At 66.7% G+C, this 22,871-nt stretch carries 25 protein-coding genes; 8 read left to right on the top strand and 17 right to left on the bottom strand.

Annotated elements, in window-relative coordinates; all coding sequences use genetic code 11:
* Nucleotides 1–70: 70 nt before the first annotated feature.
* The 3 genes from ACQY5K_RS17515 to ACQY5K_RS17505 form a co-directional block, all read right to left on the bottom strand.
* Nucleotides 71–418, bottom strand: coding sequence for a type II toxin-antitoxin system PemK/MazF family toxin (locus tag ACQY5K_RS17515; protein ID WP_428118009.1), 348 nt, complete (start codon nucleotides 416–418; stop codon nucleotides 71–73).
* Nucleotides 415–636: an antitoxin MazE family protein gene (locus tag ACQY5K_RS17510; protein WP_428118006.1), complete on the bottom strand. Its 222-nt coding sequence runs from the start codon at nucleotides 634–636 to the stop codon at nucleotides 415–417. Before ACQY5K_RS17510 ends, ACQY5K_RS17515 begins: the two co-directional genes overlap by 4 nt.
* A 435-nt stretch (nucleotides 637–1,071) precedes the next feature.
* Nucleotides 1,072–1,353, bottom strand: coding sequence for a hypothetical protein (locus ACQY5K_RS17505; protein ID WP_428118003.1), 282 nt, complete (start codon nucleotides 1,351–1,353; stop codon nucleotides 1,072–1,074).
* A 191-nt stretch (nucleotides 1,354–1,544) separates the two neighbouring features.
* Here ACQY5K_RS17505 and ACQY5K_RS17500 point away from each other — a divergent pair, with 191 nt between their 5' ends.
* From ACQY5K_RS17500 to ACQY5K_RS17490, 3 genes are all read left to right on the top strand, one after another.
* Nucleotides 1,545–2,462 carry a DapH/DapD/GlmU-related protein gene (locus ACQY5K_RS17500; protein ID WP_428118001.1) on the top strand — a complete coding sequence of 306 codons (918 nt, stop codon included), beginning with the start codon at nucleotides 1,545–1,547 and terminating at the stop codon, nucleotides 2,460–2,462.
* Nucleotides 2,463–2,597: 135 nt separating this feature from the next.
* A complete protein-coding gene (locus ACQY5K_RS17495) occupies nucleotides 2,598–3,776 on the top strand; it encodes an amidohydrolase family protein (RefSeq protein WP_428117998.1) in 1,179 nt (392 codons plus the stop codon).
* Nucleotides 3,777–3,872: 96 nt separating this feature from the next.
* Complete coding sequence (locus ACQY5K_RS17490) at nucleotides 3,873–4,208, top strand: DUF7508 domain-containing protein (protein WP_428117995.1); 336 nt, start codon at nucleotides 3,873–3,875, stop codon at nucleotides 4,206–4,208.
* A gap of 204 nt (nucleotides 4,209–4,412) precedes the next feature.
* Here the strand turns inward: ACQY5K_RS17490 and ACQY5K_RS17485 are convergent, their stop codons facing one another.
* The 7 genes from ACQY5K_RS17485 to ACQY5K_RS17455 form a co-directional block, all read right to left on the bottom strand.
* Complete coding sequence (locus ACQY5K_RS17485) at nucleotides 4,413–5,603, bottom strand: CaiB/BaiF CoA transferase family protein (protein WP_419920754.1); 1,191 nt, start codon at nucleotides 5,601–5,603, stop codon at nucleotides 4,413–4,415.
* On the bottom strand, nucleotides 5,600–6,766 hold the full coding sequence (locus ACQY5K_RS17480) for an acyl-CoA dehydrogenase family protein (protein WP_428117992.1): 1,167 nt from the start codon (nucleotides 6,764–6,766) through the stop codon (nucleotides 5,600–5,602). The genes ACQY5K_RS17485 and ACQY5K_RS17480 overlap by 4 nt, the downstream gene beginning before the upstream one ends.
* A 103-nt stretch (nucleotides 6,767–6,869) precedes the next feature.
* Entirely contained in the window at nucleotides 6,870–8,612 is a 1,743-nt protein-coding gene (locus tag ACQY5K_RS17475) for an RNA-binding domain-containing protein (RefSeq protein ID WP_428117989.1), read from the bottom strand.
* A gap of 48 nt (nucleotides 8,613–8,660) precedes the next feature.
* Nucleotides 8,661–9,662 (bottom strand): hypothetical protein, encoded by a 1,002-nt coding sequence (locus ACQY5K_RS17470; RefSeq protein WP_428117986.1) that lies wholly within the window; start codon nucleotides 9,660–9,662, stop codon nucleotides 8,661–8,663.
* Nucleotides 9,663–9,711: 49 nt separating this feature from the next.
* Nucleotides 9,712–10,836 carry a RidA family protein gene (locus tag ACQY5K_RS17465; protein WP_428117983.1) on the bottom strand — a complete coding sequence of 375 codons (1,125 nt, stop codon included), beginning with the start codon at nucleotides 10,834–10,836 and terminating at the stop codon, nucleotides 9,712–9,714.
* 149 nt (nucleotides 10,837–10,985) lie between these two features.
* Nucleotides 10,986–11,774 (bottom strand): enoyl-CoA hydratase/isomerase family protein, encoded by a 789-nt coding sequence (locus ACQY5K_RS17460; protein WP_428117980.1) that lies wholly within the window; start codon nucleotides 11,772–11,774, stop codon nucleotides 10,986–10,988.
* 67 nt (nucleotides 11,775–11,841) lie between these two features.
* Complete coding sequence (locus tag ACQY5K_RS17455) at nucleotides 11,842–12,828, bottom strand: LLM class F420-dependent oxidoreductase (protein WP_428117977.1); 987 nt, start codon at nucleotides 12,826–12,828, stop codon at nucleotides 11,842–11,844.
* Nucleotides 12,829–12,930: 102 nt separating this feature from the next.
* Here ACQY5K_RS17455 and ACQY5K_RS17450 point away from each other — a divergent pair, with 102 nt between their 5' ends.
* From ACQY5K_RS17450 to ACQY5K_RS17435, 4 genes are all read left to right on the top strand, one after another.
* Complete coding sequence (locus ACQY5K_RS17450) at nucleotides 12,931–13,101, top strand: hypothetical protein (RefSeq protein ID WP_419920761.1); 171 nt, start codon at nucleotides 12,931–12,933, stop codon at nucleotides 13,099–13,101.
* Nucleotides 13,102–13,176: 75 nt separating this feature from the next.
* Nucleotides 13,177–14,388, top strand: a complete 1,212-nt coding sequence (locus ACQY5K_RS17445) for a steroid 3-ketoacyl-CoA thiolase (protein WP_428117974.1) — start codon at nucleotides 13,177–13,179, stop codon at nucleotides 14,386–14,388.
* 29 nt (nucleotides 14,389–14,417) lie between these two features.
* Nucleotides 14,418–15,158 carry a thermonuclease family protein gene (locus ACQY5K_RS17440; RefSeq protein WP_428117972.1) on the top strand — a complete coding sequence of 247 codons (741 nt, stop codon included), beginning with the start codon at nucleotides 14,418–14,420 and terminating at the stop codon, nucleotides 15,156–15,158.
* Nucleotides 15,159–15,167: 9 nt separating this feature from the next.
* Nucleotides 15,168–16,013: a polysaccharide deacetylase family protein gene (locus tag ACQY5K_RS17435; protein WP_428117969.1), complete on the top strand. Its 846-nt coding sequence runs from the start codon at nucleotides 15,168–15,170 to the stop codon at nucleotides 16,011–16,013.
* A 73-nt stretch (nucleotides 16,014–16,086) separates the two neighbouring features.
* Here the strand turns inward: ACQY5K_RS17435 and ACQY5K_RS17430 are convergent, their stop codons facing one another.
* The 5 genes from ACQY5K_RS17430 to ACQY5K_RS17410 all read right to left on the bottom strand — a co-directional run bounded on the left by ACQY5K_RS17430 (nucleotide 16,087) and on the right by ACQY5K_RS17410 (nucleotide 20,899).
* Nucleotides 16,087–16,446 carry an SCP2 sterol-binding domain-containing protein gene (locus ACQY5K_RS17430; protein ID WP_428117967.1) on the bottom strand — a complete coding sequence of 120 codons (360 nt, stop codon included), beginning with the start codon at nucleotides 16,444–16,446 and terminating at the stop codon, nucleotides 16,087–16,089.
* Nucleotides 16,443–17,294, bottom strand: a complete 852-nt coding sequence (locus ACQY5K_RS17425) for a PIG-L family deacetylase (RefSeq protein ID WP_428117964.1) — start codon at nucleotides 17,292–17,294, stop codon at nucleotides 16,443–16,445. Before ACQY5K_RS17425 ends, ACQY5K_RS17430 begins: the two co-directional genes overlap by 4 nt.
* A gap of 6 nt (nucleotides 17,295–17,300) precedes the next feature.
* A complete protein-coding gene (locus ACQY5K_RS17420) occupies nucleotides 17,301–18,551 on the bottom strand; it encodes a potassium channel family protein (protein WP_428117963.1) in 1,251 nt (416 codons plus the stop codon).
* A 155-nt stretch (nucleotides 18,552–18,706) separates the two neighbouring features.
* Nucleotides 18,707–20,026, bottom strand: coding sequence for a magnesium transporter (locus ACQY5K_RS17415; RefSeq protein WP_428117960.1), 1,320 nt, complete (start codon nucleotides 20,024–20,026; stop codon nucleotides 18,707–18,709).
* Between the two features lie 183 nt (nucleotides 20,027–20,209).
* Nucleotides 20,210–20,899 (bottom strand): redoxin domain-containing protein, encoded by a 690-nt coding sequence (locus ACQY5K_RS17410; protein ID WP_428117958.1) that lies wholly within the window; start codon nucleotides 20,897–20,899, stop codon nucleotides 20,210–20,212.
* Nucleotides 20,900–20,958: 59 nt separating this feature from the next.
* Here ACQY5K_RS17410 and ACQY5K_RS17405 point away from each other — a divergent pair, with 59 nt between their 5' ends.
* On the top strand, nucleotides 20,959–21,996 hold the full coding sequence (locus ACQY5K_RS17405; protein WP_428117955.1) for a hypothetical protein: 1,038 nt from the start codon (nucleotides 20,959–20,961) through the stop codon (nucleotides 21,994–21,996).
* 38 nt (nucleotides 21,997–22,034) lie between these two features.
* Here the strand turns inward: ACQY5K_RS17405 and ACQY5K_RS17400 are convergent, their stop codons facing one another.
* Nucleotides 22,035–22,370, bottom strand: a complete 336-nt coding sequence (locus ACQY5K_RS17400) for a hypothetical protein (protein WP_428117952.1) — start codon at nucleotides 22,368–22,370, stop codon at nucleotides 22,035–22,037.
* A gap of 54 nt (nucleotides 22,371–22,424) precedes the next feature.
* Entirely contained in the window at nucleotides 22,425–22,760 is a 336-nt protein-coding gene (locus tag ACQY5K_RS17395) for a type II toxin-antitoxin system RelE/ParE family toxin (RefSeq protein WP_428117950.1), read from the bottom strand.
* Between the last annotated feature and the right edge of the window lie 111 nt (nucleotides 22,761–22,871).

Here is a 22,871-nt window from a genome sequence, read left to right as displayed (position 1 = left end):
GCCACAGCCCGCCAAGCTCGAAAGCACGACGGCTCCCACGAGCACGAAGAGCAGCCGCCTTGACGTCGTCCTATTCCTTTTGGGAGCTGTTGCCAGCGAGACCGACGAAGACAACGAGTGCGCGCCCGAGTCTCGTCATATCGCGTTCAGCGAGACTGCCGATGCGCTCGCAGAGGCGGGAGCGGGACACTGTCGTGATCTTGTCAACCATCAGGCTGGAACGTCGGTCTAGGCCGTTGTCGGCATCGGGTTCGACGGGCAGCCGCATCAAAGGCGCAGGAGTCGGGTCGGTCGTGAACGCGCAAATTGTCACCGAGTCCGTCGCATCGAAGCGGTCGTCCTGGATGATCACGGCTGGACGCGGCTTGCCCATGTAGCCGCGGCTGCCTGCAGTAGTCCAGATGTCCCCGCGTCTCATTCGTCCGGATCAGACAATGCGTCGATAAACGCCTGATCGTCGGCAGCGTGCTCGCTGCCTGCAATGGCTTCCGACTGCCGTCGCGCCTCCTCGGCGAATTCGGGGCGACGAGTGTCGGGCACCCACAGCTGGATCGGTCGAGAGCCTTGATCGCGAAGCCGCTTGCGGTGCTTGCCGACGCGATCTGTAACCGAAGACGTGTCTCGTGCCCGTGCCATGGATCGCACGCTAGCCGCCCTGCGTTACATGTAACACCGATTTTTCCAACTCAGCGCCAACCGCTCCGACTCACCGCACGCGGGCGACAAACCAGCGATTCGTTCCGGGCGTAGAGGCTGGGAATTCGGTGCTGCTGGCGCTGGAGTTGCTTGGTGGCCGGTCGAATCGATGTGCCAGAGCGATCACGTAGTCCACGAGCAACGGCCGAGTACCGGTTCGAGATCGGCTGTGTCCCGTGTCATCGTTTGTCGCTCACGCCCTCTACACCCGACCCCGCAAAACCCTCAACTGGCAAACCCCAGCCGAAGCCCTCAACGAACACCTCCTCTCACTCCAACAGGCCGGTGTTGCGACGACCGATTGAATCCACCCAGTACTGATCAGCCACGCGGTGCCATCGGGTTCCAGTGCTGTGTTGCTGACCCGACCTCCAATCAATGACGGATCGAGCGCTGCTCAGCCGACAGATCAAGTTCATCGATGGTGAAGATCAGCTCAGCTTCGGGCCCCTGCGGCGAACGTCCGGGATCCGAGTCGTCCACCCAAGACCAGTCGTGCAGCGTGACGCCGAGCTCATCGCCCTCGATCAAGATGCTGCTGGCACGCGTTCCGGCTGAAATCAGGCCACGATCCAACAGGAGTGCCTTGAGGTCTAAGAACACGAATGACGACACCAGCGCGAGGACGTGCGGGCCTGCGGTTGCGACTGCCGCCACAGCCCACGAGGGCCCAGAAGGCGAGAGCCGCTATCGACAACGTCGGCAGGTGCCTCACTGCCCTCACATGTTGCTGACGACCCACCGAGCCGAGCATATGTGCACGCCAAACTTCGAAGATCGCGGTCCGTGCGACTGAAACGGGAAGCCGCGGGCGACGGGTTTGCGGCTTGCGATGGCAGGATGCGCCCATGAGCAACTCGGGCAGCATCAGCGCCGTTGGACACAGCTATCTGGATGTCGCATCGGGTACGCGGCTTGACGCCTGGTTCCCTGCAGGAGCCAGCGCCGATGCGCCGCCGGCCCGGTCATGCCTGGCGGTTGAACTCGGCGTCAACGTCGGCGAGACCGTGACCGTCACCATCGACGACCTTGCCGTTCCGCCCGCCGACCTCACCGATGCCTACCTGCGCCTGCACCTGCTGAGCCGCCGCGAGATCCGGCCGCACGAAGCGAACCTAGACGGGCTGTTCGGCCTGCTCACCAACTGCGCGTGGACCAGCGCCGGACCCGTACTGCCCGATCGAGTCGACGCACTTCGCACGGCCGCCGCCAGTGTCGGCCAGCCCGTCACGGTCACCGCGGTCGACAAGATTCCGCGCATGGTGGACTACGTCATCCCGTCGGGAGTTCGCATCGCCGACGCCGATCGGGTGCGGCTGGGTGCCCATCTCGCCGACGGCACCACCGTCATGCACGAAGGCTTTGTCAATTTCAACGCCGGCACGCTCGGCCCCGCCATGGTCGAGGGGCGCATCTCTGCCGGCGTGGTCGTGGGGGCGCACTCGGACCTCGGCGGCAGCGCGTCCACCATGGGCACGCTGTCGGGCGGCGGCAAGGAGATCGTGTCGGTGGGCGAGCACTGCCTGCTGGGCGCCAACTCGGGCATCGGCATCGCGCTCGGCGACTACTGCACGGTTGAGGCTGGCCTGTACGTCACAGCGGGCAGCCGCATCACGCTTCCCGACGGCTCAGTCGTGAAGGGCCGAGACATCTCAGGCCGCTCAGGCATGCTGCTCATCCGCAACAGCACGACGGGCGCAATCGAGATGCGCGTCGCCGACCCCTCCCGCTGGGAAGGCATCAACCCCGAACTCCACAAGAACTGAGCGCGCGCCAGCCGGGCGCGGCCTGACCTCACACGCCGCCAACGACCGCCCGATCGCAGCCGGTCCGTACCCGGAAGCGACGGCGGGCGGCCAGATAACGTCGAGCGCGCCGCAGGGGAATCAGGGGGAACTGCCATGGCCTACGTCGAGGACAGGATCATCCACGACGCTGACGCCCACACCATGGAGCCCCCGGAGTGGCTGGAGCCATTCGCCTCGGCCGAGGTTGTCCGCTACGCGCTCGACCACTTCTCCATCGGCGACAACGAAAAGGCGCTCACCGACATCGAGAAGGCCCGCTCTCGCCAGGCCGACCCTGAATTCCGCGCCGGGGCCGCCGACGAGGTGATGCTGCGCAAGAACTACCTGGCGCCCGGCGCCTGGGATCCCGCCGATCGTTCCCAAGCGCTCGACGATCTGGGGTTCTCCAGCCAACTCATCTTCCCCTCCATGCCGAACACGCTCATCGAAGAGATGGAGCACCAAGCCGAACCCGATCTCACCTACGCCACCGCAACGGCGGCGAACCGTGCGCAGATCGCGTTCTGCTCAGGCGATCCGCGCCTGCTCCCGGTGTGCTCGGTGCCGCTGCAATCGATCTCCCATGCGGGCCCGCACGCCCGCCAGACCATCGACGACGGCGCAGCGGCACTCCTCATCCCGAACCGGATGCCCAAGCTCCACGCCCACAGCCACGTGGGCTTCGACCCGGTGTGGGCTGCGGCCCAAGAAGCCGGCATCCCGGTCGTGATGCATGTCGGCATTCCCGAACTGGTGATGCCGCCGCAGCATCGCAACAACGGCCTGCCGCCCGAGCCTGACTTCCATGGCGGCGGAGAGAACTTCCGCTCCGTGTCGTACATGGCGATCTGCGCCGCCCCGCTCCAAGCGCTGTCCATGCTGATCTTCGACGGGGTGTTGGAGCGATTTCCTGCGTTGAAGATCGGCGTGATCGAGCTGGGAGCGGTGTGGCTGCCCGGCTTCTTGCGTCAGCTCGAGGCTGCGTTCGACGCCTTCGAACGGCACGAGCAGCGCTTGGGCAAGCTCAGCCTGCGCCCGTCGGAGTACGTCCGGCGCCAAGTGCGGGTCACGCCCTACCCCACCGAACCCACCGGCTGGATCATCGAGAACTCAGATCCCGAGATCTGCATGTTCAGCTCCGATTTCCCCCACGTGGAGGGCGGCCGCAACCCGCTCCGACGCTTCGACCGCGAAGTGCAGCACCTGCCTGCCGATGTCCAAGAACGCTTCTTCCGGCTGAACTTCGAGGACCTGATGGGCACGGCTGCCCACGTACCGGCGGCCGCGGCCTAGCGGGCGGGCAACTGGCAGGCATCTGGCAAGCCACGCAGCGATCGGGCAGCGGACGGGCAACTGGCAAGCATCGAGCCGGCCAGGCAGGGAGCAACTATGGGAATCCGACTCGACAAGCCGTGGCAACGTCTCGACGACGAGGCGATCGAAGCGCTGCCTTCGCAACTCGGTGTGTACCACGTGGCCGATGCGGGTGGCACGGTGCTGTCGGTCGGCTTCGCCGGTGCCCGTGAGCTGTTCGGCATGCAGTCCGCGCTCCGGCATGAAATGGAGCAGTTCGGCCCCGCTGCCTCCCAATTCCGGTGCGAGTTCACGTCGAACTACCGCAGCCGCTGGGACGAACTGCTGATGCTGCACCTCGCCGACCACCGCGAATTGCCCGAGCCCCAGCGGGATCAGGCGCAGCGAGTCGGCCGTCTCAGTCCTGCCTGAGGTGCGCCGCTGGGCTGGTCAGATAGGTGCTGGTCAACTATGGGGCCACCCGGATAGGTGACGTCTCGGAAAGTTGCTGTTACGCCTTCTGTGTGCAAATTTGCCGTCTGTGGCGGCATTTCTGCGCAAAGTCCAGGCCGTCTGTGCTGCCGGGCGTCGCCGCCCATCCGCTCAGGCTCTAGGCGGTGGCCAGCCCTGCGCCGGTCAGATCACGCCGTCAGCGGCCAGCGCCGCCAGATCGTCAGCGTCGAGACCGCAGAACTCGCTGTACACCGCTTCGTTGTCGGCGCCGACCGATCGGCTCTCGGTGAGGGACCGCATCTCGGAATCGTGCCAACGCAGCGGGCTGTGCGGCAGCGGGATCTCACCGAGTCCGTCGTGCTCAGTCCACTGTAGGAAGCCGCGCTCGTTCAGGTGGTCGTCATGCACGATCTCGGGCAGGTCCCGGACCTCGGCGGTAGGCACCCCAGCGCTGGAGAATGCCGCAGCCACTTCTGCCCGGGTCCGCTTCGACGTCCAACTCGACACCAGCTCATCCACTTCGTCGATACGAGCTGCTCGGTCCCCATTGCGGCGGTAGCGCTCATCGCCAACCAGATCCGCTCGTCCGATCACTTCGAGCACCGAGCGCCAGTGACGGTCGGCTGCGGCGATGAGGGCGATGTGCCCGTCGCTGCACGAGTACACGTTCGAGGGCGCCACGCTCATCGCGGCATTGCGATTTCCGGTTCGCTCAGACGTGCCGCGCAAATGCCAGGACTGCAGCGAGGTTGTGAGCGTGAAGTAGGCGGCCTCGGCCATCGAGGTCGACACCATGCGGCCCACGCCGGTGCGTTGCGCCTCGAACAGCGCCGTCACCACCGCCCCGTACAGATGCGATCCGCCCAGGAAGTCCACGAACGCAGCGCCGGCTTTGGTCGGAGGCTGATCGGGAAAGCCGGTGATGCTCATCGAGCCCATGTGTGCCTGCACGGTCAGGTCCATGGCTGTTCGCTGCGAATCCGGTCCGTCGAGGCCATAGCCGCTGGCCTGCGCGAACACGAGCCGCGGGTTGGTCTCCCACAGGGTGGGGGCGTCGATGCCCAGCCGTTCGGGCACGCCCGGAGCGAAGTTGCACAGGACCGCGTCGGCGGCCGTTGCGAGCTGCAGGAACAACCCGCGGCCACGAGGCGACTTGAGATTGAGCGAAACGGCCTCCTTGGCAGAATTGAGCATGGCATAGGGCAGCGAATGGAGACGCGACCGCAGCGCCTCCCCGCGCACGGGCTCCACCTTGATGACCCTGGCCCCCGACATCGCCAGCAGGAACCCGGCGTACGGGCCCTGGTAGATCTGCCCGAGATCGAGCACCGTGATGCCGTCGAGCGGCAGCGCACGGGGGCTCTCCCCCGTCACTTGAAGCTGCCGCCGAGGATGTCGCGGGCCATGATCAGTCGCTGCACCTCGCTGGGGCCCTCGCCGATGCGGCGGATGCGCAGCTCGCGGTACCAGCGCTCCAGCGGCAGGTCCTTGGTGACGCCGATGCCTCCATGGATCTGGATGCAGCGGTCGACGACCCGACCCGCAGCCTCGGAGGCCACCAGCTTGGCCATGGCCGCCTCGGTGCGGAACCGCTCGCCCCGGTCAGCCTTCTGGGCGGCTTCGAGCACGCACCAGCGGCCGTGGCGGATGTCGATCTCGTTGTCCACGATCATCCACTGGACGGCCTGCTTCTCAGCGAGAAGCGAACCGAACGTCTCTCGGCTTCGGGCCCACTCGATCGCCATCTCCTGCGCCATGATCGCCGGCCCCAGACAGCCCGCCGCATACGGGATGCGCTGGCGACTGAGCCGGTCATTGGCGATGGCGAAACCGCCATTCACCTCCCCGAGCACCTGGTCTTCGGGCACGCGCATGTCCACAAACTCGAGCTCGGTCGCGTAGCGGGTGGCGCGCAGCGTGTGCACCACTCGCCGTACGTAGAAGCCCGGCGTGTCGGTGTCCACGATGAACGCTGTCACACCGTTGCGGCCAGGATCATCGGAGGTGCGGGCGAACAGCAGGGCGTAGTCGGCCTTGTCGGCACCCGAGATAAACAGCTTCGAGCCGTTGAGCACCCACTCATCGCCGTCCTTGAACCCCCGGGTGTGGATCGCCCGGCCAGGGTCGGAGCCGCCCGACGGCTCGGTCAGGGCGAAGCACCCCATCTTCTCGCCGCGCAGCGTTGGATACAACCAGCGTTCCTTCTGGGCGTCGGTCGCCTCGTAGAGCTGGGCCAGCCCGGCTCCCCCGAAGACGCCGTAGCACGGGTTGTAGAGCCCGGCGCGGTGCTTGGACATCTCAATGGCCATCAGCGCCCGTGTCGTGGTGTCGAGGCCCGGCCCGCCGTATTCGGCGGGGATGTCGAGGCCGTAGAAGCCCATGTCACGGGTCATCTGGGTCAGGCGTGCGGCGTCGTCGGGCGCCAGCTCGCCGGCGTCGGGGTCCAGTTCGGCCTCAAGCGGCAGGATCTCGGCCTCCACGAACCGCCGGACCGTGTCCACGATCAGCGCCTGCTCATCGCTCATGGTGAAGTCCACGCCCTGCCCCCTTCGTCCGGATCACTGCTGGTTCTGCGGCGCCCGATGCTAGGTCGCTGTTTCCGCTCAGGTCGGGTCGTGCAGGCCAGCGTGAACGGCTGGTTCAGGCAGTTTGGGCGCGTCGATACTCGAGGAGTGCGGATCGGCCGACGATGTCCACGACGGTGACCTCAAACCGGTTGCCATCGGCATCGACCATGTCGAGCGGCTCGCCGAGGGCAAGATGAACCGGTTGCTGCTTGCCGTGTTCGACCGCAATGTTCGAGGCGTAGATGTACGTGCGTCCAATTGAGTCCAGAATCGGATTTAGGCGACCGATCAGACCGGGGACGTGCCCGGACGACTCTTCGAAGATCACCGATCCGCCGTCCGCGTGACTGTCCAATTCCATACTCAACGCGCCATCAGCGGGCACCCAGCGCTCCACGCGGCCTGCGGCACAGCCCGCACCAGCGGCGAAGACCGTCATTGGCAGGTGCGTCGCGTACAGGTCGAGCACAGCTTCGCCGTAACGGTCGGTAACGGATCGCTTCCACGTCCTATTCGGAAACAGTGTCAGGATCTCCACACCATGCAGCGGCACCGCGTCGCCGTAGACCGTCACCACCGCTGACGCAGCGGTCCGCTCCAACCGAGCCGCAGGAATCGTCAGCTCAAGGTCCGTGTCATCGACGAGGCGGTACGTGGCCTGTTTGCCGCTGGTCGCCCAGGTTTCGTTGCGGATAGTGGGCACACCGTCACCGCGCCGTTCAACGAAGTAACGACGCTCTTGGGCACCATGGATATCTCCGACCTCGATCCTCTGAATGATTGAGGCAATCGTCGGATTTCGATCCATCTGCCGTGAGTCCATGCTGTCGAGCGTGAGGTTGTTCGGCAGCGAGCCTGGCGAGTAAATCACGAGGCGGTCGTCGAACATCATGAGCCGAATCGCGCTCGTTGCGATCGAGTAGTCACGGTGCACAACTGCGTTGACGACCGCTTCGAAAACCGCTGCGGCGCTGTACTCAGGAACGTCGACACGCGCGGGAGTCTTGCGCGCCGCGACGCGGTTGTGCCTGCGCACGAATGCCATGGCATCGGCGATCTGCACATTCAGTGGACCGATGATTTCGCGGCTGTCAGCCTGCGCGGACGACCTCGATGTGCCCTCGTAACGGGTTGCGGTGATGCGTGCTTGCGACAACCGCTCGTGGGGGGCGGTGCAGCACAGCAGCACTCCCGCCACGGTCGCCCGCATGACACCGTCGGCGTCTTCGGATAGGACTCCCAGCTTCACGAGCGCTTGTACAGGGTCAGCCGCATTGCGCGCACTCACCAATGGCTCCCATAGCTCGGGCTGGAGGCTCGCAAATCCGGAACCCTCGACCGGTTGCTCGTCGAACCACATGTATCGAGCCTGCGACCGACGCTGCGCCAGCCGCAAGCGTTCGTCGCCAGTCATCTGCTGCTTGGAGCCGCCAACGCGCACAAAGCTGAGGCCCTTGCTCTGATGCTGTGCCGGGCCGGCGGGAACTTCCACAACAACGAAGGCGGCGCCATCCAGTTCCATCTTGTGAACTTCGACTTCGAGCGGGGGCTCGATGGAGTTTCGGCACACTTCAACCACCAACGCATCAACGCGCTGAAGTTGTGACCGCGTCATGCCTTGTACGGTCCCGTCGTCCGTCACGCCCAACAGGAGCGTGCCGCCGTGCGCGTTCGCAAACGCGCCGATCTCATTGGCGAGGTCGTCACGACTCGGAGACACGGGCCGATCTTCGCGGAACCTGAACTCCTTGAACTCCCACAAGGAATCCTCACCGAGCCGTAACCGCATACGAAGCTCGTCGTCGCTGATCGTCACCCGAGCGCTCCTTTGGAGACGGCTCCTGTCACAAGGTTACGGCGGCCCTCACCAGACCAGTTGAGCGAATGCGGGTGCTACGACGGCGTTGTCGCCTACCGACACAGACAGATCGACGCTGAAGCCGGCGTCATCGGCAGTTGCGACCGTGCCTGAGCAGACAACCGTCTGCCCGGCCAGGACCGGAGCGCGATTGCGGTACACAAGGCGCGCCAAGCGAGCGTGTGATCCAGCGAAGCGGAGCACCTGTTCCCCAAGCAGAGCACCGAGCATCTGGCCGTCCACCAGCGGTGCCGCGGCGCCTGCCCGTTGCGCAAACGCAGGGTCGTAGTGGAGCCGGTGCCAGTCCCACGTGGCAGCGCCATAGGCGACCATGTCGGGCAATCCAATGCGCCGCACCAGCGGCGCAAGGTTGGTCCCGACGGCTGGTCGCTCGACGGCTGGTCGCTCGACGGTCGCTTGCGGGGCGATGCCGAGCCCGGCCTCCTGCGCGGCAGCTTCTGAGGCATCTTCGGTATCCGTCGGATCGGAGCCGGAGCCAGGCCTGTCGGCGGACACCTGCGCCGTCTCGGCACGGTCACGCGGGCGGTAGATCATCGTCTCGGTGTTGGTGGCGATGAGATCTCCCTCGTCGGCGGCACCTCCGGCGCGGTAGGCCGCCTCGGCAGTGACGAACAGCAAGGGATCGCCCGCGCTGTCCTGCCGTTCAACGGCATTGGTGAGACGCCAAGTGGTGTGGATCACGTCGTCCGGTCGCGCCGCCCGCCAGAAGCGGTAGTCGTTGCCGCCCCGGAACATGGCGCACGGCACCGGCAGCGGCAGTTCCCAGGTGTGGCCTAGGTAGAAGCTTCCGTCCGGCGCGGATCGGCCCGTCAGCTGCGCTGTCTCGCAGATGAGCGTGGGCGGGGCTTCGTCGCGCCAGCGGTCGGGATCGGCTCCGATCGCAGTGGCGAAATACCGGATCGACGCCCGGCTCAGCGGCTCGGGCGCGGTGTACGAGACCACGGTGCCGAGCGCTGCCCGCACGCCGTCAGTGAGAAGACTGCTCACGACACACCCGCGAACCGAACCGTGCGGTCTGGCTCATCGGTTTGGCCCATCACGGAATGACGGCGACGGCCTCTACCTCGATCAGCCACCGGCGGCTGAGCAAGCCGGAGACCACGACGCCCGTGGAGACAGGGAACGGACGGCCAAGTGCGTTCTGGCGAACCGCTCCGACATCGCGATAGTTCTCGACGCCGTCTGGAGTCACGTACTCCACCGTCTTGACGAGGTTGTCGAGCGAGGTGCCCGCCATCTCGCAGATCTTGCCGATCTCGCCGTACACGAATTCGGCCTGGCCGCCGATGTCGCCCTCGGCGACTGTTTCGCCGCTCGAAAGGTCGAACGCCGTCGTGCCGGAGATGAACAACAGCCCCCCAGCCGCGACAGCCGGGCTGAAGGTGAGCGAGGCGTAGGCATCTTGGAGGTACGGCACGACCGATTTGGGCTCCGACGACGCCCAGACGTCCAAGGCGACAAGCACGTCGGGATGCGGAAGCTCGGGCATCAACAGACCGGTCGATGACGGGAATTGCGGGCCGAGCAAGCGCCGGCGAGCCGCTGCACCTTCGTTGTACTGGCGTCGAGTCGCCGCGGTGGTCTGCTGGATCACCCGTACGACATGGCTGAGATCGAAACCATGCGGTTCGAGGCGCCGACCGGCCTCTTCGAGCACCCATTCGCACTGGCCGGCAAAGTCGCCCGGCAGCACGACCTCGCCGTCCTCGTCGAGCGGGAGCACCTGCGGGACGCGCACGAGGCCGTTCGCGAGGCCTGCCACCACCTCGACCTCGACGAGCGCATCGGGCCGCACCAGCGATTCGACGACGAACGTCGACATCCGAGCGCCGCCGACTGCGCCTCCGAGGCCGTGCGGTCGCTGTGCTGCGATTGCATCGCGGTCAGGCGACCCTGCGACCGTCACATACTCGGTGACTTCGGAACAATCCCCGACATCGCGGCCCGCCGCATCGAGGACCGATTCGATCTTTGCCCAGCACACCCCGGCCTGTGCCGCCCCGTCGCCGCGCACAACGATGCGACCCGACTCGATGTCGAACTCGCCCGCTGTGTGACCCGCCAACCATGCGGCTCCTGCTGCCTCGATGCCCGGTGAGAACGAGTAGCGACTCGTATCCAGCCACGGGAATGACTCGGGGGTTATCTCCTCGCGGGGCATGGCGTGAGCTCCTCATGCACCAAAGCAGTGCTGCCACTGCCTTGTCTAGTGCGCGGCGGCGCGCGGCGCGGTGTTTGCGCGCGGCATTCTTCGAGGCCGTGGCGATGCCGACAGCAGTAACCTAGTGCGTTGTTGAGGCGCCCCTGCGCTCAGCTGCCGATGAAGTTCGGCGGTCGCCGCTCCACGAACGCTGCGATGCCTTCGCGCCCATCGTGTGTGCGCATCGCGGCGGTGATCATGGTGCCCTCCACCTCGCCGGCCTGCTCCAGTGGCGTATCGAAGCCCTCATACACGATCCGCTTGGCGTGCCCGAGCGCCCATGCAGGGCCGTCAGCGAGCGACTGAGCTAGCTCAGCGGTTGCCGAATCGACCTCGTCGTCGGGCACCACACGGTTCACGAGGCCCCACTGCTCGGCCTCGGCGGCGCTGAGCGTGCGGTTCGTGAGCGTCAGGTCGAGCATCCGGCGGACGCCGATGTGGCGGGCGAGGAAATAGGTGGATGTGCCGTCGGGGGTAACACCGGCGCGTGTGTAGGCCATCGTGAAGCGGGACGACTCGCCTGCCACCACCAAGTCGAAGGCGCTCACGATGGACATGCCCGCACCGCCGGCGGCTCCGCTCACACCGGCCACGAACGGCTTGGGCACCCGGTTCATCTTGTAGATGGCCCCGTGGAAGTCGACGAGCATGTCGCTCGCCAGCTTGGGCAGCCCGTCACCGGCGGCATGGAATTCCTTCAGGTCGCCGCCTGCGCAGAACACCCTGCCCTCCGCAGTGACCGACACGGCCTTCACCGCGTCATCCCACTCGGTCTCGAGCATCACGGCCCGCAGCTCGCGTGAGAACTGCGGGTTCACCGCATTTGCGCCCTCGGGACGGTTGAACCGCACATGCGCGACGCCGTTTCGCACCTCGTAGGTGATCGTTGACAGGTCCATGATTGCTCCTCGTGTCGAACCGCTTCGTGCTCGGGAGACTACGCGGCCCCGCAGTGCGCCGGCCGGCCTAGCGCCGAGCTGCTGGTGAGAGGTCGCGGGCGGCCTGAATAGGGTCGATGCCGCCAAAGGGCATGATCGAAATGGCCGATATGTCGACGCCGTTGGCGTGGTAGCGGTCGATGTGCTCGCGGCACTCCTGCGGTGAACCGTGCACCAGCAGATCGTCCACGACGCTGTCGTCGATCACGTCGAGTGCGCCCTTGCGGTCGCCCTCGGCCCAGCGTTCCCACATGGCGGCAAGCAACTCTCCCCGGCCGAGCCAGCGGTGGAATTCCGCGTACACGGGCACGTTCAGATACGCAGCGATCGCTCGCCGGAAGCCTGCCCGCACGACGTCGGCATCGGGATTGGGACACACGAAGATGCGTGCCACCACTTCCTTGCCCTCGCCGCCCTCGTCGACATAAGGCCGCACGGTGGCAACGTCATCGGCGGACAGCCAGTTGATGATTGCGCCGTCGCCCTCGGCACCCGCCAGCCCGAGCATGCCCGGGCGCAGGGCGGCCAGCAGGATCGGCGGCTGGATCTCGGGCGGGCGGCCCAAGCGGAAGCCCTGAATCTCGAAGGTGTCGTAGGTCTCGGTCACTTTCTCACCGGTCAGCGCCTGGCGCAGGAAGCGGGCTGTGTCGCGGGTGCGCTTGAACGGCTCGTCGAACGCGATGCCGTTCCAGCGTTCGACGATGACGTTGGACGAGGCGCCGATTCCCATGGCGAAGCGACCCGGAGCGGCCTCGCAGATGGCAGCCGTCTGTTGGGCCAGCAGCGCCGGGCCCCGAGTGAACGCCGGGATGATGGCAATGCCGAGGCGCACGTCGGGTACCCATTGCGAGGCCAGCACCAGCGGCGTGAAGCCGTCGGTGCCGTCAGCTTCCGAGCTCCAGAATTCGGTGTATCCCAGATCGGCGAACTCGCGGTAGAGGTCGGCCTGCGCGTGCAACGGCTCCCCGAAGGGAACCGTGATGCCGTAGCACCAGTCATGTCGATTGTCAGTCACGGCGCGCAGGCTAGTTGCGCCTCCAAACAACGATCCTCTTGTTGAGGACCCAGCGCGCGGGTGTCGGGCATTCGTGTAACACCCCCTCATCACACTGGGCACATGACAGAACAGCTTGAACTCGGAAACCACCTCCGGCTGGTGTCGTCGGGTCGAAAGGGCCACCGGCTGAATCGGGCGACCCGGCAGATGGGCCTTCGTGGCGTGGCACAGGCTCGTGCCGTGCTGGCGGAGGTTCCTCGGCCTCCAGGCATCGACCTCGACGCCGCCTGAGCCGCTCGGACGCCTTGCAATGATCGGCGCGATTACCCAAGTCGCGGCAGGGGCAACACAAGTACAGTGCCGCACATGAGCAGCGCATCATCGTCCCATCAGTCCAGGGCCCAGCAATCAGGCGACGACATCGTCATCGTCGACGCTGTCCGCTCCCCCGTCGGCCGCCGTAGCGGTGACCTCAGCGGCATCCACCCGTCGGACCTGCTCAGCGATGTGCTGACGTCGCTGATGGAGCGCACCGAGGTCGACCCGGGCTCGATCGGCCAGGTCGTCGGCGGCTGCGTCAGCCAAGCCGGCGAGCAGACGGCCAACATCGCCCGCAATGCGTGGCTCGGCGCCGGATTCCCGCTGTCGGTTGCATCCACGACCGTTGATGCCCAGTGCGGATCGAGCCAGCAGGCCATCACGCTGGCCTACGGCCTCGTGGCCAGCGGCGTGGTCGACTCGGCCATCGGCTGCGGTGTCGAGTCAATGACACGCAACCCGATGGGGTCCAGCTACAAGAAGGGCCAGCGCACAGCAACGGCTCGCTACAAGGAGCACTACGAGTACACGACGCAGTTCCAGGGCGCTGAACTGATGGCCGAGAAATGGTCGATCAGCCGCCAAGAGTGCGATGCCTTCGGCCTGCGGAGCCAGGACAACGCCGCACGTGCCTGGGAAGAAGATCGCTTCGCCACCCAGATTGTCCACATCGACGCACCTGCACTGGACGACGAGGGCAAGCCGACCGGCGAAGTTCGCCATGTGACGCGTGACGGCGGCATCCGGCCCACCACCGTCGAAGGGCTTGCAGGCTTGAAGCCGGTGCTTGAGGGCGGCGTGCACACCGCTGGTGCCTCGTCGCAGATCAGCGACGGCGCCGGCGCAGTCATGCTCATGCGCAGCTCGCGAGCCGCCGAGCTCGGCCTGGCGCCGCTCGCCCGCATCGTGGACACCTGCCTGGTGGGCAGCGACCCGGTGCTGATGCTCACCGGCCCGATCGAGGCCACCAGCTACCTGCTCGAGCGCAACGGCATGCAGATGTCCGACATCGACATCGTGGAGATCAACGAGGCCTTCGCATCGGTGGTGCTCGCTTGGCAGCGCGAGATGAACCCTGACCCCGACGGTGTCAACCCCAACGGCGGCGCCATCGCGCTCGGTCACCCGCTGGGCGGCACCGGCTCCATCCTGGTCACCAAGGCGGTCCACGAGTTGCACCGTGCCGATCGCAATATCGGCCTGGTGACGATGTGCTGCGGCGGCGGCCTGGGCACCGGCACGATCATCGAGCGCCTCTGAACAACAGCCCTGACACAGACGACGTTGCAGTGGGCCGCACCGTCGGCGCCCGATCGAGGGCACATCGAACGCGCTGGCGCCGAGTCGGCGGGCTAGCGGGGGCCCTTGCTCTTGCGTGGGGCGGCTGGCAGTACTTCGGCACTCCCGATGAAGAGCTCCCCGCGGAGAATTCGGCGGGTTCCGATGCGTCCCGTGCTCACGAGACGATGCCTGGCGAAGCGATGCCTGGCGAGGCGGTGCCCGACGAGCCAGCCCGGCCCTCGCCGGATGAGCGAGATGCCGAGGCCACCGGCGCGGCTGCCGGGGCAGTCACCGGGTCGCCGGTGCTTGAAGCCAACGCGGTCGTGCTGAGCGTGGTCGACGGCGACACGATCGACGTCGACATCAGCGGCAACCGGGCCCCGGTACGGCTCATCGGCATCGACACTCCCGAAAAGACCGGCGGCTACCTGCCCGCGGAGTGCGGGGGTGATGCTGCGACGGTGCGCACCCGCCAGCTGCTGCCGCCGGGGACAGAGGTGCTGCTGCAGCGCGACGCCGAGCTGTACGACCGCTACGACCGGCTGCTGGCGTACGTCTACCGAGCCTCCGACGGGCTGTTCGTGAACCGCTACCTGGTGCTGGACGGCTATGCGGGCACGATGCACTTCGAGCCGAACACGCAGCATCGCGCGGTTCTCGACGCGGCCCAGTCCGATGCGCGTGCCGCAGGCCGGGGTATCTGGACCGACTGCGGAGGACCGGACCGCCAAATCGGCGGCGCCGGTTAGCTTGTCGGCGTGGCACCACTGGTGCGGCAGCTCGGATACCGCCCTGACGACAGGCTGCTGATCATCAGCGCGGCCGGACTCGGCGGCTGCCATGCCATGAACGAAGGTGCGTACGCAGCGCTGCGCGACGGCCTGGCGACCACGGCGACGCTGCTTGTGCCGTGCCCATGGTCTCGGGAGGCAGCGGCAAGGTTCCGGGGTGAGGACGTCGGTGTTGCGCTCACGCTGAACGCCGAATTCGAGCTGTACCGGTGGGGTCCGATCACTTACGCGCCGTCGCTGCTCGACGGCAACGGCGGGATGCCGGGCACGGTCACCGACGTCTGGGACCACGCCGACCTCGACGAGGTACGGCGCGAGTGCCGGGCGCAAATCGAGCGGGCGATCTTGTGGGGCTTCGACGTCACGCATCTCGACAGTCATCTCGACGTGCTGAGCGTGCGGCCCGAGTTCTTCGACGTGTATCTCGAATTGGCGGCCGAGTTCGGACTGCCGCTGCGACTCATCGACACCAGCGCACAACCGCAGCTCGGCTTTCCTGCCGCCGAGCTCGTCGCCGCCGAAGGCGTCGTGACGCCTGATCGCATGGTGCGCATCGCTCCGGGCCACTCAGGCCGGTACCGGCGCATCGAGCAGCTGCTGGATTCTCTGGAGCCCGGCGTCACCGAGTTGCAACTGCAACCCGCAGCCGACCTGCCCGAGCTGCGATCGCTGACCGCCGACTGGGGGTCGCGAGTGGAAGATCTGATGCACCTGTGCGGCAACGCCGAGCTTCGGACTCACATCGAGCGCAGCGGCATCACCATGATCGGCTACCGCGAGCTGCGCCAGCTGCAACGGGCCACATCCCGCTGAACGATCTCGCGGCAGTCCCGTCGCGGTCCGGCGGGGCCGGTCCCGCAGTGATACCGCAGCGGCCGCGCAGCAATCAGGCAGCGGGCGGGGCGCCGAGCGTGCCCGCTGCGCGCCACGCCGGAAGCAATTCCAGCCACAACGCCATGTCACCTGAGACCTTGAGGTCGCCCAACATGTAGTGCTCGGCGGGATCGGCGGTGCCGTGCACGGTGTCGAACGCAAGTTGCCAAGGCACTTCGAGTGCGAGATCGGCTCCTCGCTTGGTGCCCGGCGCTGCGCCTCGAAGCACTCCGTCGGAGAATTCGAGGCTCGCGCTGGCCTTTCCGTCGGGGCCGCCGCTGGTCTTGATGACCACCGTGCCCGACGCGCTGGCGAGCGGCTCGTGGCCGGCCGCGCACCATGCCGCCAGGAACTCCTCGTCCAGGAACGTCACGACCTCAGACCCGCGAACAAGTCGTGCTCCATCGGCCCGGTGGAAATGCGCGACTCGAGCAGCATGTACTCCTCGTACGGATGCACGGCGTCGGCGACGTCGTCGGGCAATCCGAACCAGAACGGCGAATTCGGATCGACCTGGGTGGCATGGGCCAGCAGCGCCTTGCGACGCACCGAGTTGTTGACCTCGACGACTGCGGTGATGCGGTCGTCGCGGCTGGGCCGCCCCAGCCACTTCTCGTCAAACGGCGATTCGAGGCCGAGGTCCAAGAAGGCCTGGTGAATGAGGCTCATGCGCTTGTGCGACCACACCGGCGCGTACATCTTCATCGGCGTGAACGCCAGGCCGCACTCGGGCCGCCACGACGGCTCACCCGCGTGGGCGAACGCGGGAATGCAGATCGCAGTGACCTGCAGATGGTCCGGATGCGGATAGCGCGACTGCACCAGCGGGTACGTGAGGATCACCTGCGGGCGCACGCGCCGGATCACGGTCACCAGCCGGGCCACCGCCTCGTCGAGGGAGGCGTTGGCGAAGGCGTCGGGGTGGGCATTCGGCTCGGTGTCGGGCATGCCCGAATCGCGGTAGCCGAGCATGACGACCTCGTCGTACCCGATGGCCGCCGCGGACGCGTCCAGTTCGGCGCGCCGGACCTCGGCGAGGTTCGCCACCACCTCGGCACGATCCATGGCCGGGTTCAGGATCTCGCCTTCCTCGCCGCCGGTGCAGCACACCAGCGTGGTTCGAATGCCGTCATCGGCATAGCGACGCACCGTGCCGGCACCCTTGGACGCCTCGTCGTCGGGGTGCGCATGCACCGCCAAGATCGACAACTGCTCAGACATCGGCGGTCAAGCTATCGGCGTCAGCTCGACCTGGCCGGTCTCTTCGTCGATGTCCATCTCGTAGCCGCAGATCGCAGCGAGACGGTCGCGGCCTTCTTCGGGGCCCGACGCCAGCAGCTCGTCCCCCACCCACAGGCGCACAGTTCTGCGAGGGTTGTAGATGTAGCTTGCGGCCCGGCGAATGGCCAGTACGTGGTAGCCGGGATCGATTGCGAGGCCGAGCGAGCCCAGCGTCGCGTCATCGGCTTGCGATCCGGGCCCAACCGGCACCTGCACCACCACATCGTCGGTGTCGCCGAGCGCGAGGGCCAGCACGGGATGCACGTCCTCCTCGTCGAGCACGAGCGACACGATGTTGCGGGCCTGGTCGCCGATGTCCTCGGCAGCCTCGGCCAAGTGCAGCAACCCGCGCAAGCCCGCCGGGTCGGCGTCGGGATCCTGCGCGATGTCCGCAGCGGCGCGCAAGACCCATGTCTGCATGGAGGCCTTCATGCCGTCGAGGCGTTCCTGCATCGAGCGGACCTCACGGGCCAGCGAAAGGTCGTTCAGCACCAGCGCCGAGTACGCAAGGCCGATTGCCGTCTCGGAGAGGTTCTTCATCTCGACCAAGGTGTCGACCGCTCGGTCGAGATCGCTGAGCACGGGCGCGGTGTCGGGCGAGGGCGGTGTCCAGCGCGCCATCGCGGCCAGCTCGCGCAGCCGCACGATTCCGGCGGGGTCGCCGCGCATGAACAGCACGTCGCCCGGCTCGACGATGCTGTCGCCGCGGACGTCGGTGAGCCAATGGCGGCTGCGTTGGATCGCCACGACGCGCATGCCGACGGCGACCGGCAGTTCCATGTCTCGCAAGGGGCGGTTCGCGAGGTGGCTGCCGCCAGCGACGACGAGTCGGTGCGAGACCTCTGCCGCCTGTGCGAGGTCCACGACGAGCGCTTGGGGAATGCCGAGGTTTCGCAGCACGATCTTGGAGATGTCCACCGCAGCATTCGCGATCTGCTCGATGGAGGACACGACCTGGAGCACCGAGCTCATGCCGTCGACCTCCCGAGGGTGGCGAACAGCGAGCATCGCGAGCGACCGCATCTCGTGGACAAGGTCGGACATGTCCTCTTCGAGAGCCAGCACCGCGTCGGCCATGCCCTCGTCGTCGAAGTAGAGCGCGGCATACGCCAGGTCGACCATGAGCTCGGAGGCGTCTTTGGCCTCCGCCAGCATGAACTTCAGATTGCGGGGTTTGTCGTCGGGGTCTGATCTCATGTCAGCTCGTCAGCGGGCGGCGCGACGGGCTCCCTTCGTCGGTTTGGGGTCGTGGAGAAGTGGTGAGGAGTGCGCCGCTGGGCCCAGCGTAGGCACAGCCGACGCGGCGGATCGCAAGACATTGCTGGCACGACTGGCGAACACCGAATGGGCGCTCATTGCAGGCCCACCCAGTTCACGGCCAGCACGAGCGATGCTGCGCCCGCGAGGTCGACGGTGCTGGTGACCAACGGAATGCCGTAGGTATCGGGATCGACGCCGATCCGCGTCGCGACGACGGTGCCGTAATAGGCGATGACACCCGCCAAGGCCGTCGCGAGCAGTCCGCCGATCAGCGAAATGGCAACCAATCGCACGAATCCCGGCGACGACAGCGAGAACAGCTCAGCGAACCCGTGCGCCAGCACGCCGTTCAGCACGAACACAGGGACCGTCAGCGTGAAGCCGAACACGATATCCAGGCGTGCCCCGCGCTGCGGCAGCGCCCGCGGCTCGATGACGCCGAGGTGCAGCTTGCTGGACAGCCGGCTCGACAGGATCCCGCCGATGGCGCCGGCGGCGGCGAGGCATGCGGGCACCAGGATGAGCACGGCCCGCCGTTCAGCAAAGTCGTCGAGGCGGTGCTCGATGACGACACCGGCGACGATGAGCACGATGCCGGTGCCGACCAGCACTGGCATGGATTCGCGCAGGATCGACCAGAGCTGTTCCATTCCCGACCGCCATGACCACCCGAGCGCGGCGGCGGATGCCACGACGCTCGCGATCGCGATGAGCGGTGTCGCCACGGCGATGCCCACGAGATAGCTGGCCAGGAACAGTGCCGGCAAGGTGACGACGTCGCCCACGGCTGATATGAGCGGCGCGTTGACGTTGTCGAGGTCCCAGCCGCGTCGAGTCGTGCTGGCCGCAAGCGCCAAGGTGACCACGAGCACCACAGCAGACGCGACCACCGACCCGACGACTGACACCACGATGAGCTCAGCGAGGCTGACGACCGATCTCAACCCGAACACGGGTGCCAACACCTTGGTCATGACGCCGAGCACGACAGCAGTCACCAGTGACAAAACGGCTGCCGCGATGATGTTCTGGCCCACGATCGTGTCGCGGCGCGCCGTCACGCGGAACGTGCCCGCATGGATGGTGGTGGCGAGCCGGCTGCCCAGAGCACCGAAGATGTTCCCGCGCATGCCGATCGCGGCCGGCACGAGCACGAGCAGTCCGGGCAGCCGCTCGAGCGTGCCGGTGACCGCTGCGAGCAATACCCCCGCTCCGGTTGCAGTCACGCTGCTGACCGCGAGCGCGGTGAGGCTCTGGCGTGCTCCGGTGACGTCTGGGCCGAGCAGGCCCCGCAGCAGGCTGAAGCGCCGAATCGCTCCAGCTCTGCGAATCAGCCGAACGCCCTCGCGGCGCCACCGACGTGCCTGGGAGATCCGGGGCGGTCGACGTTCGCGCGCTCGGAGGCTGGCCACCGACCGAGGTGTGGTGCCGCGCACTGGCCCGGCCCGGCGACCACCGGTCGCTCGGCGCGACCGAGCGCCGCGGGGGCGCGTCCGTGCGCGCCGCGGAGCGGTGTCGCCCTCGGCCATACGCCAAGGGTGGCACCCCTGGGCCTTCCGACGCGAGTTCTGCGTGGAAGTGCTCTGCTGACGGGTCTAGGAGCCCGGGGCGAGCAGAGACTCGAACAGCCCGACGAGCTGGTCGGAGCCGAGGTTGCCGGCCCAGCGAAGCGCGACGGTGTTATCCGGCTTCACGGCGACGAGGAACGGCACCGATTGCAGGCCGAAGGCAGCGACAACGTCCGATGATGGCGTGTCCGCAACGACCGGATGCCGCCATCCCTGCTCAGCCAGCCACGTCTTCGGCGGGTGGTTGTCTCGGACTGGATCCTCGAGGACGGACACCGCGGCGAAGACGACGCCCGCAGGCAGCTCATTCGTCTCGAGCCATTCGGTGAGCTCGTCAACTTCGGCCTGGCAGTGCGGGCACCAGTGCGCATAGAACGCGATGACCACTGGGCGGCCTTGTGCCTCGATGCGCACCGCTTCGCCGGTGAGCAGGTCGGTGCCGATCACGACCGGCGGCGTGCGACCGACGGCGGGGTCGTCTTCTAGTTGCTCGAACGGCGGCAGCGCCGTGCCGGACACTTGCGTCGGACCCGGCGACGTGGCTGGTGCCGATGTGGCTGGCGCGTTCGCCGCCGAGGTGGCCGGCGCGTCGGAGGCCGGAGGGTCGACAGGGGACGCCTGTGTCGCAGCCAGCGCCTCCTGCGGTGACGATGCTGCCCCTCCGCCGCAGGCAGCAACGAGCACCGCCGCGCACAAGCCGATCAGGATTCGACGCACAGCCGAAGGCTAGACATCTGGCCCACTGGCTCCGAGACGGCGGGTGGCAGACTTGGCACGTGGAGACCCGACAGCTCGAATCGACACCCGGCTTCGTCATCTATGACTTGCCCGACGCGCAGCACTACGTCGGAGAGACCCGGCTTGGCGCACGCCTCATTCCCGGCAACGCCACGATGCTGGTGCGGCACCTCACCTACGTATTCGCCACTGTGGAGCAACAGCGCAGCGGAGCGAGCATCGGCCTGAAATCCGATCCCGCCGATGCCGCTGCTGCCGTCGAAGCGCTGGCGTCAGAGCTGGGTGACGACATCACGAGCGGCAGGCTCTCGACCAGCCCGGGCCTGCGTCTGGACCGTGAACTGCTGGCACCGGTGCTGACCCACGATCAGCGCAACCAGATCGGCAACGACGACCGCGACGGCATCTCGTTCAACGACGAGCTCATCGGCGTCGGGGCCGCCACCGCAGCTTCGGCGCTGGTCGGCGGCCTCGATGGCAAGCGGATTGCGATCGAGGGCATGGGGGCAGCGGGGCTTGGCATCGCCCGCGAGGCCGCGGCAGCAGGCGCAACGATTGCCCGTGTCGCCACCGCCAAGGGCTGCGCGAACGGCGAGATCGACCCTGTCGCGCTGGCAGAGGCATGGCTGGCCGACGGCGACATGAGCGTGGCGACGCTGTCGGGTGACGGCGAGCCCCAAAAGCCTTGGACTGTGTGGAAGGCCGACATGGATGTCCTGTTCTGCGGTTCCAAGCCGGCCGCGATGTCTGGCGACGGCGCGTCAATGGCCGGAGCAACCCCGGTGGTCGCCTTCTCTGCCGCGGCGGTGTCCTCAAAAGCACTGGCGGTGCTTCGTGCCGCCGGCACCCCGGTCGCTGCAGATTTTGTGGCCGCTGTGGGCCCAGCACTCGGCTGGTGGGCCGATCCCCAGTTAACCCACAACGATTTGCGCATGGCGACCGCGGACACCGTCAACGCAGTCATGTCCGAGACGGCCGGCCACGCGGACGGTCCCTTCATGGCTGCCTGCTACCGGGCCGAAGCCTTCTTGCGAACCTGGCAGGACACGCTGCCCTTCGGTCGCCCGCTGGGTTGAGCTATCCGACGCGCGTTAGTCGTTGGAAACTGCTGCTATCAGCGCTGAACGTGGCCAGCTGCGCATTTCTTCGTACCGGCTGCAACAATCTGCGTGCATGGCTTCCCGCGCTCCGTGATGGCTCCGCACGTACGTGTGCCGACAGGCGATTTCACTGACATGGCAATCGCTTTGCGTGCCCGTTTCTCTAACAGCGCCGCTTCGGCCTCAGCTTGACTCTCCAATTCCCGCTGATATTCCGCTTCGCGTTGGGCGAGGTAGTCATCTGCCTCCGCAAGCAACTGGTCGGCATTGGGATGCTCTCGAATAAACCTCTCGTTCCATTCCGCCGTGGGGCGAAGGTCAAGCGGTTGGCGTCGGCGAAACAATGCCATCACGTTCACGCTAGCGCCGAGAGCCGTTTTGTGACGCTGCATCGATCCGGTCCTTTACTCCGAGGCCGCATGTCTGTCGAACAGGGCATCGGCTCGGCGGATCATCTTCTTGTACCAGGAGCGGTTGCCGGCACCTGCCTTGTCGCCTCCGCAAAGCAGAATCGCCCTCCGCTCGGAATCGAAGGCGAAGAATCCTCGGAGCGTCGGGGAGGGACGCAACTCCTTCATGTTGGAGTGCTTCGAGCCAGATACTGAGTCAACATGCGGTCGGCCGAGCTGCGGTCCGTCCGTGGCGAGACGCTGCTGCAAGCGCAAGAGACGCGCCTTGTCCTGATCGGAGAGGGAGTCGCGCCATTGCTGGTATTCGGGAGTTTCAAGCACGGCCCACATGTCTTCGTCACTGTAGGGGCGTAGCTCAGACGATCGGATAGCAAAATTGTCGACTCTTGTGCCTGCATCAGTCCGATATGCCTCGGCGCAACTATCTCCCCGGTTATCACA

The sequence above is a fragment of the Candidatus Poriferisodalis sp. genome (assembly GCF_965262965.1).
Lineage (GTDB): Bacteria > Actinomycetota > Acidimicrobiia > Acidimicrobiales > Poriferisodalaceae > Poriferisodalis.
Note: the sequence above shows the minus strand (reverse complement) of the source record. Positions and strands in the feature narration are given on the sequence as shown.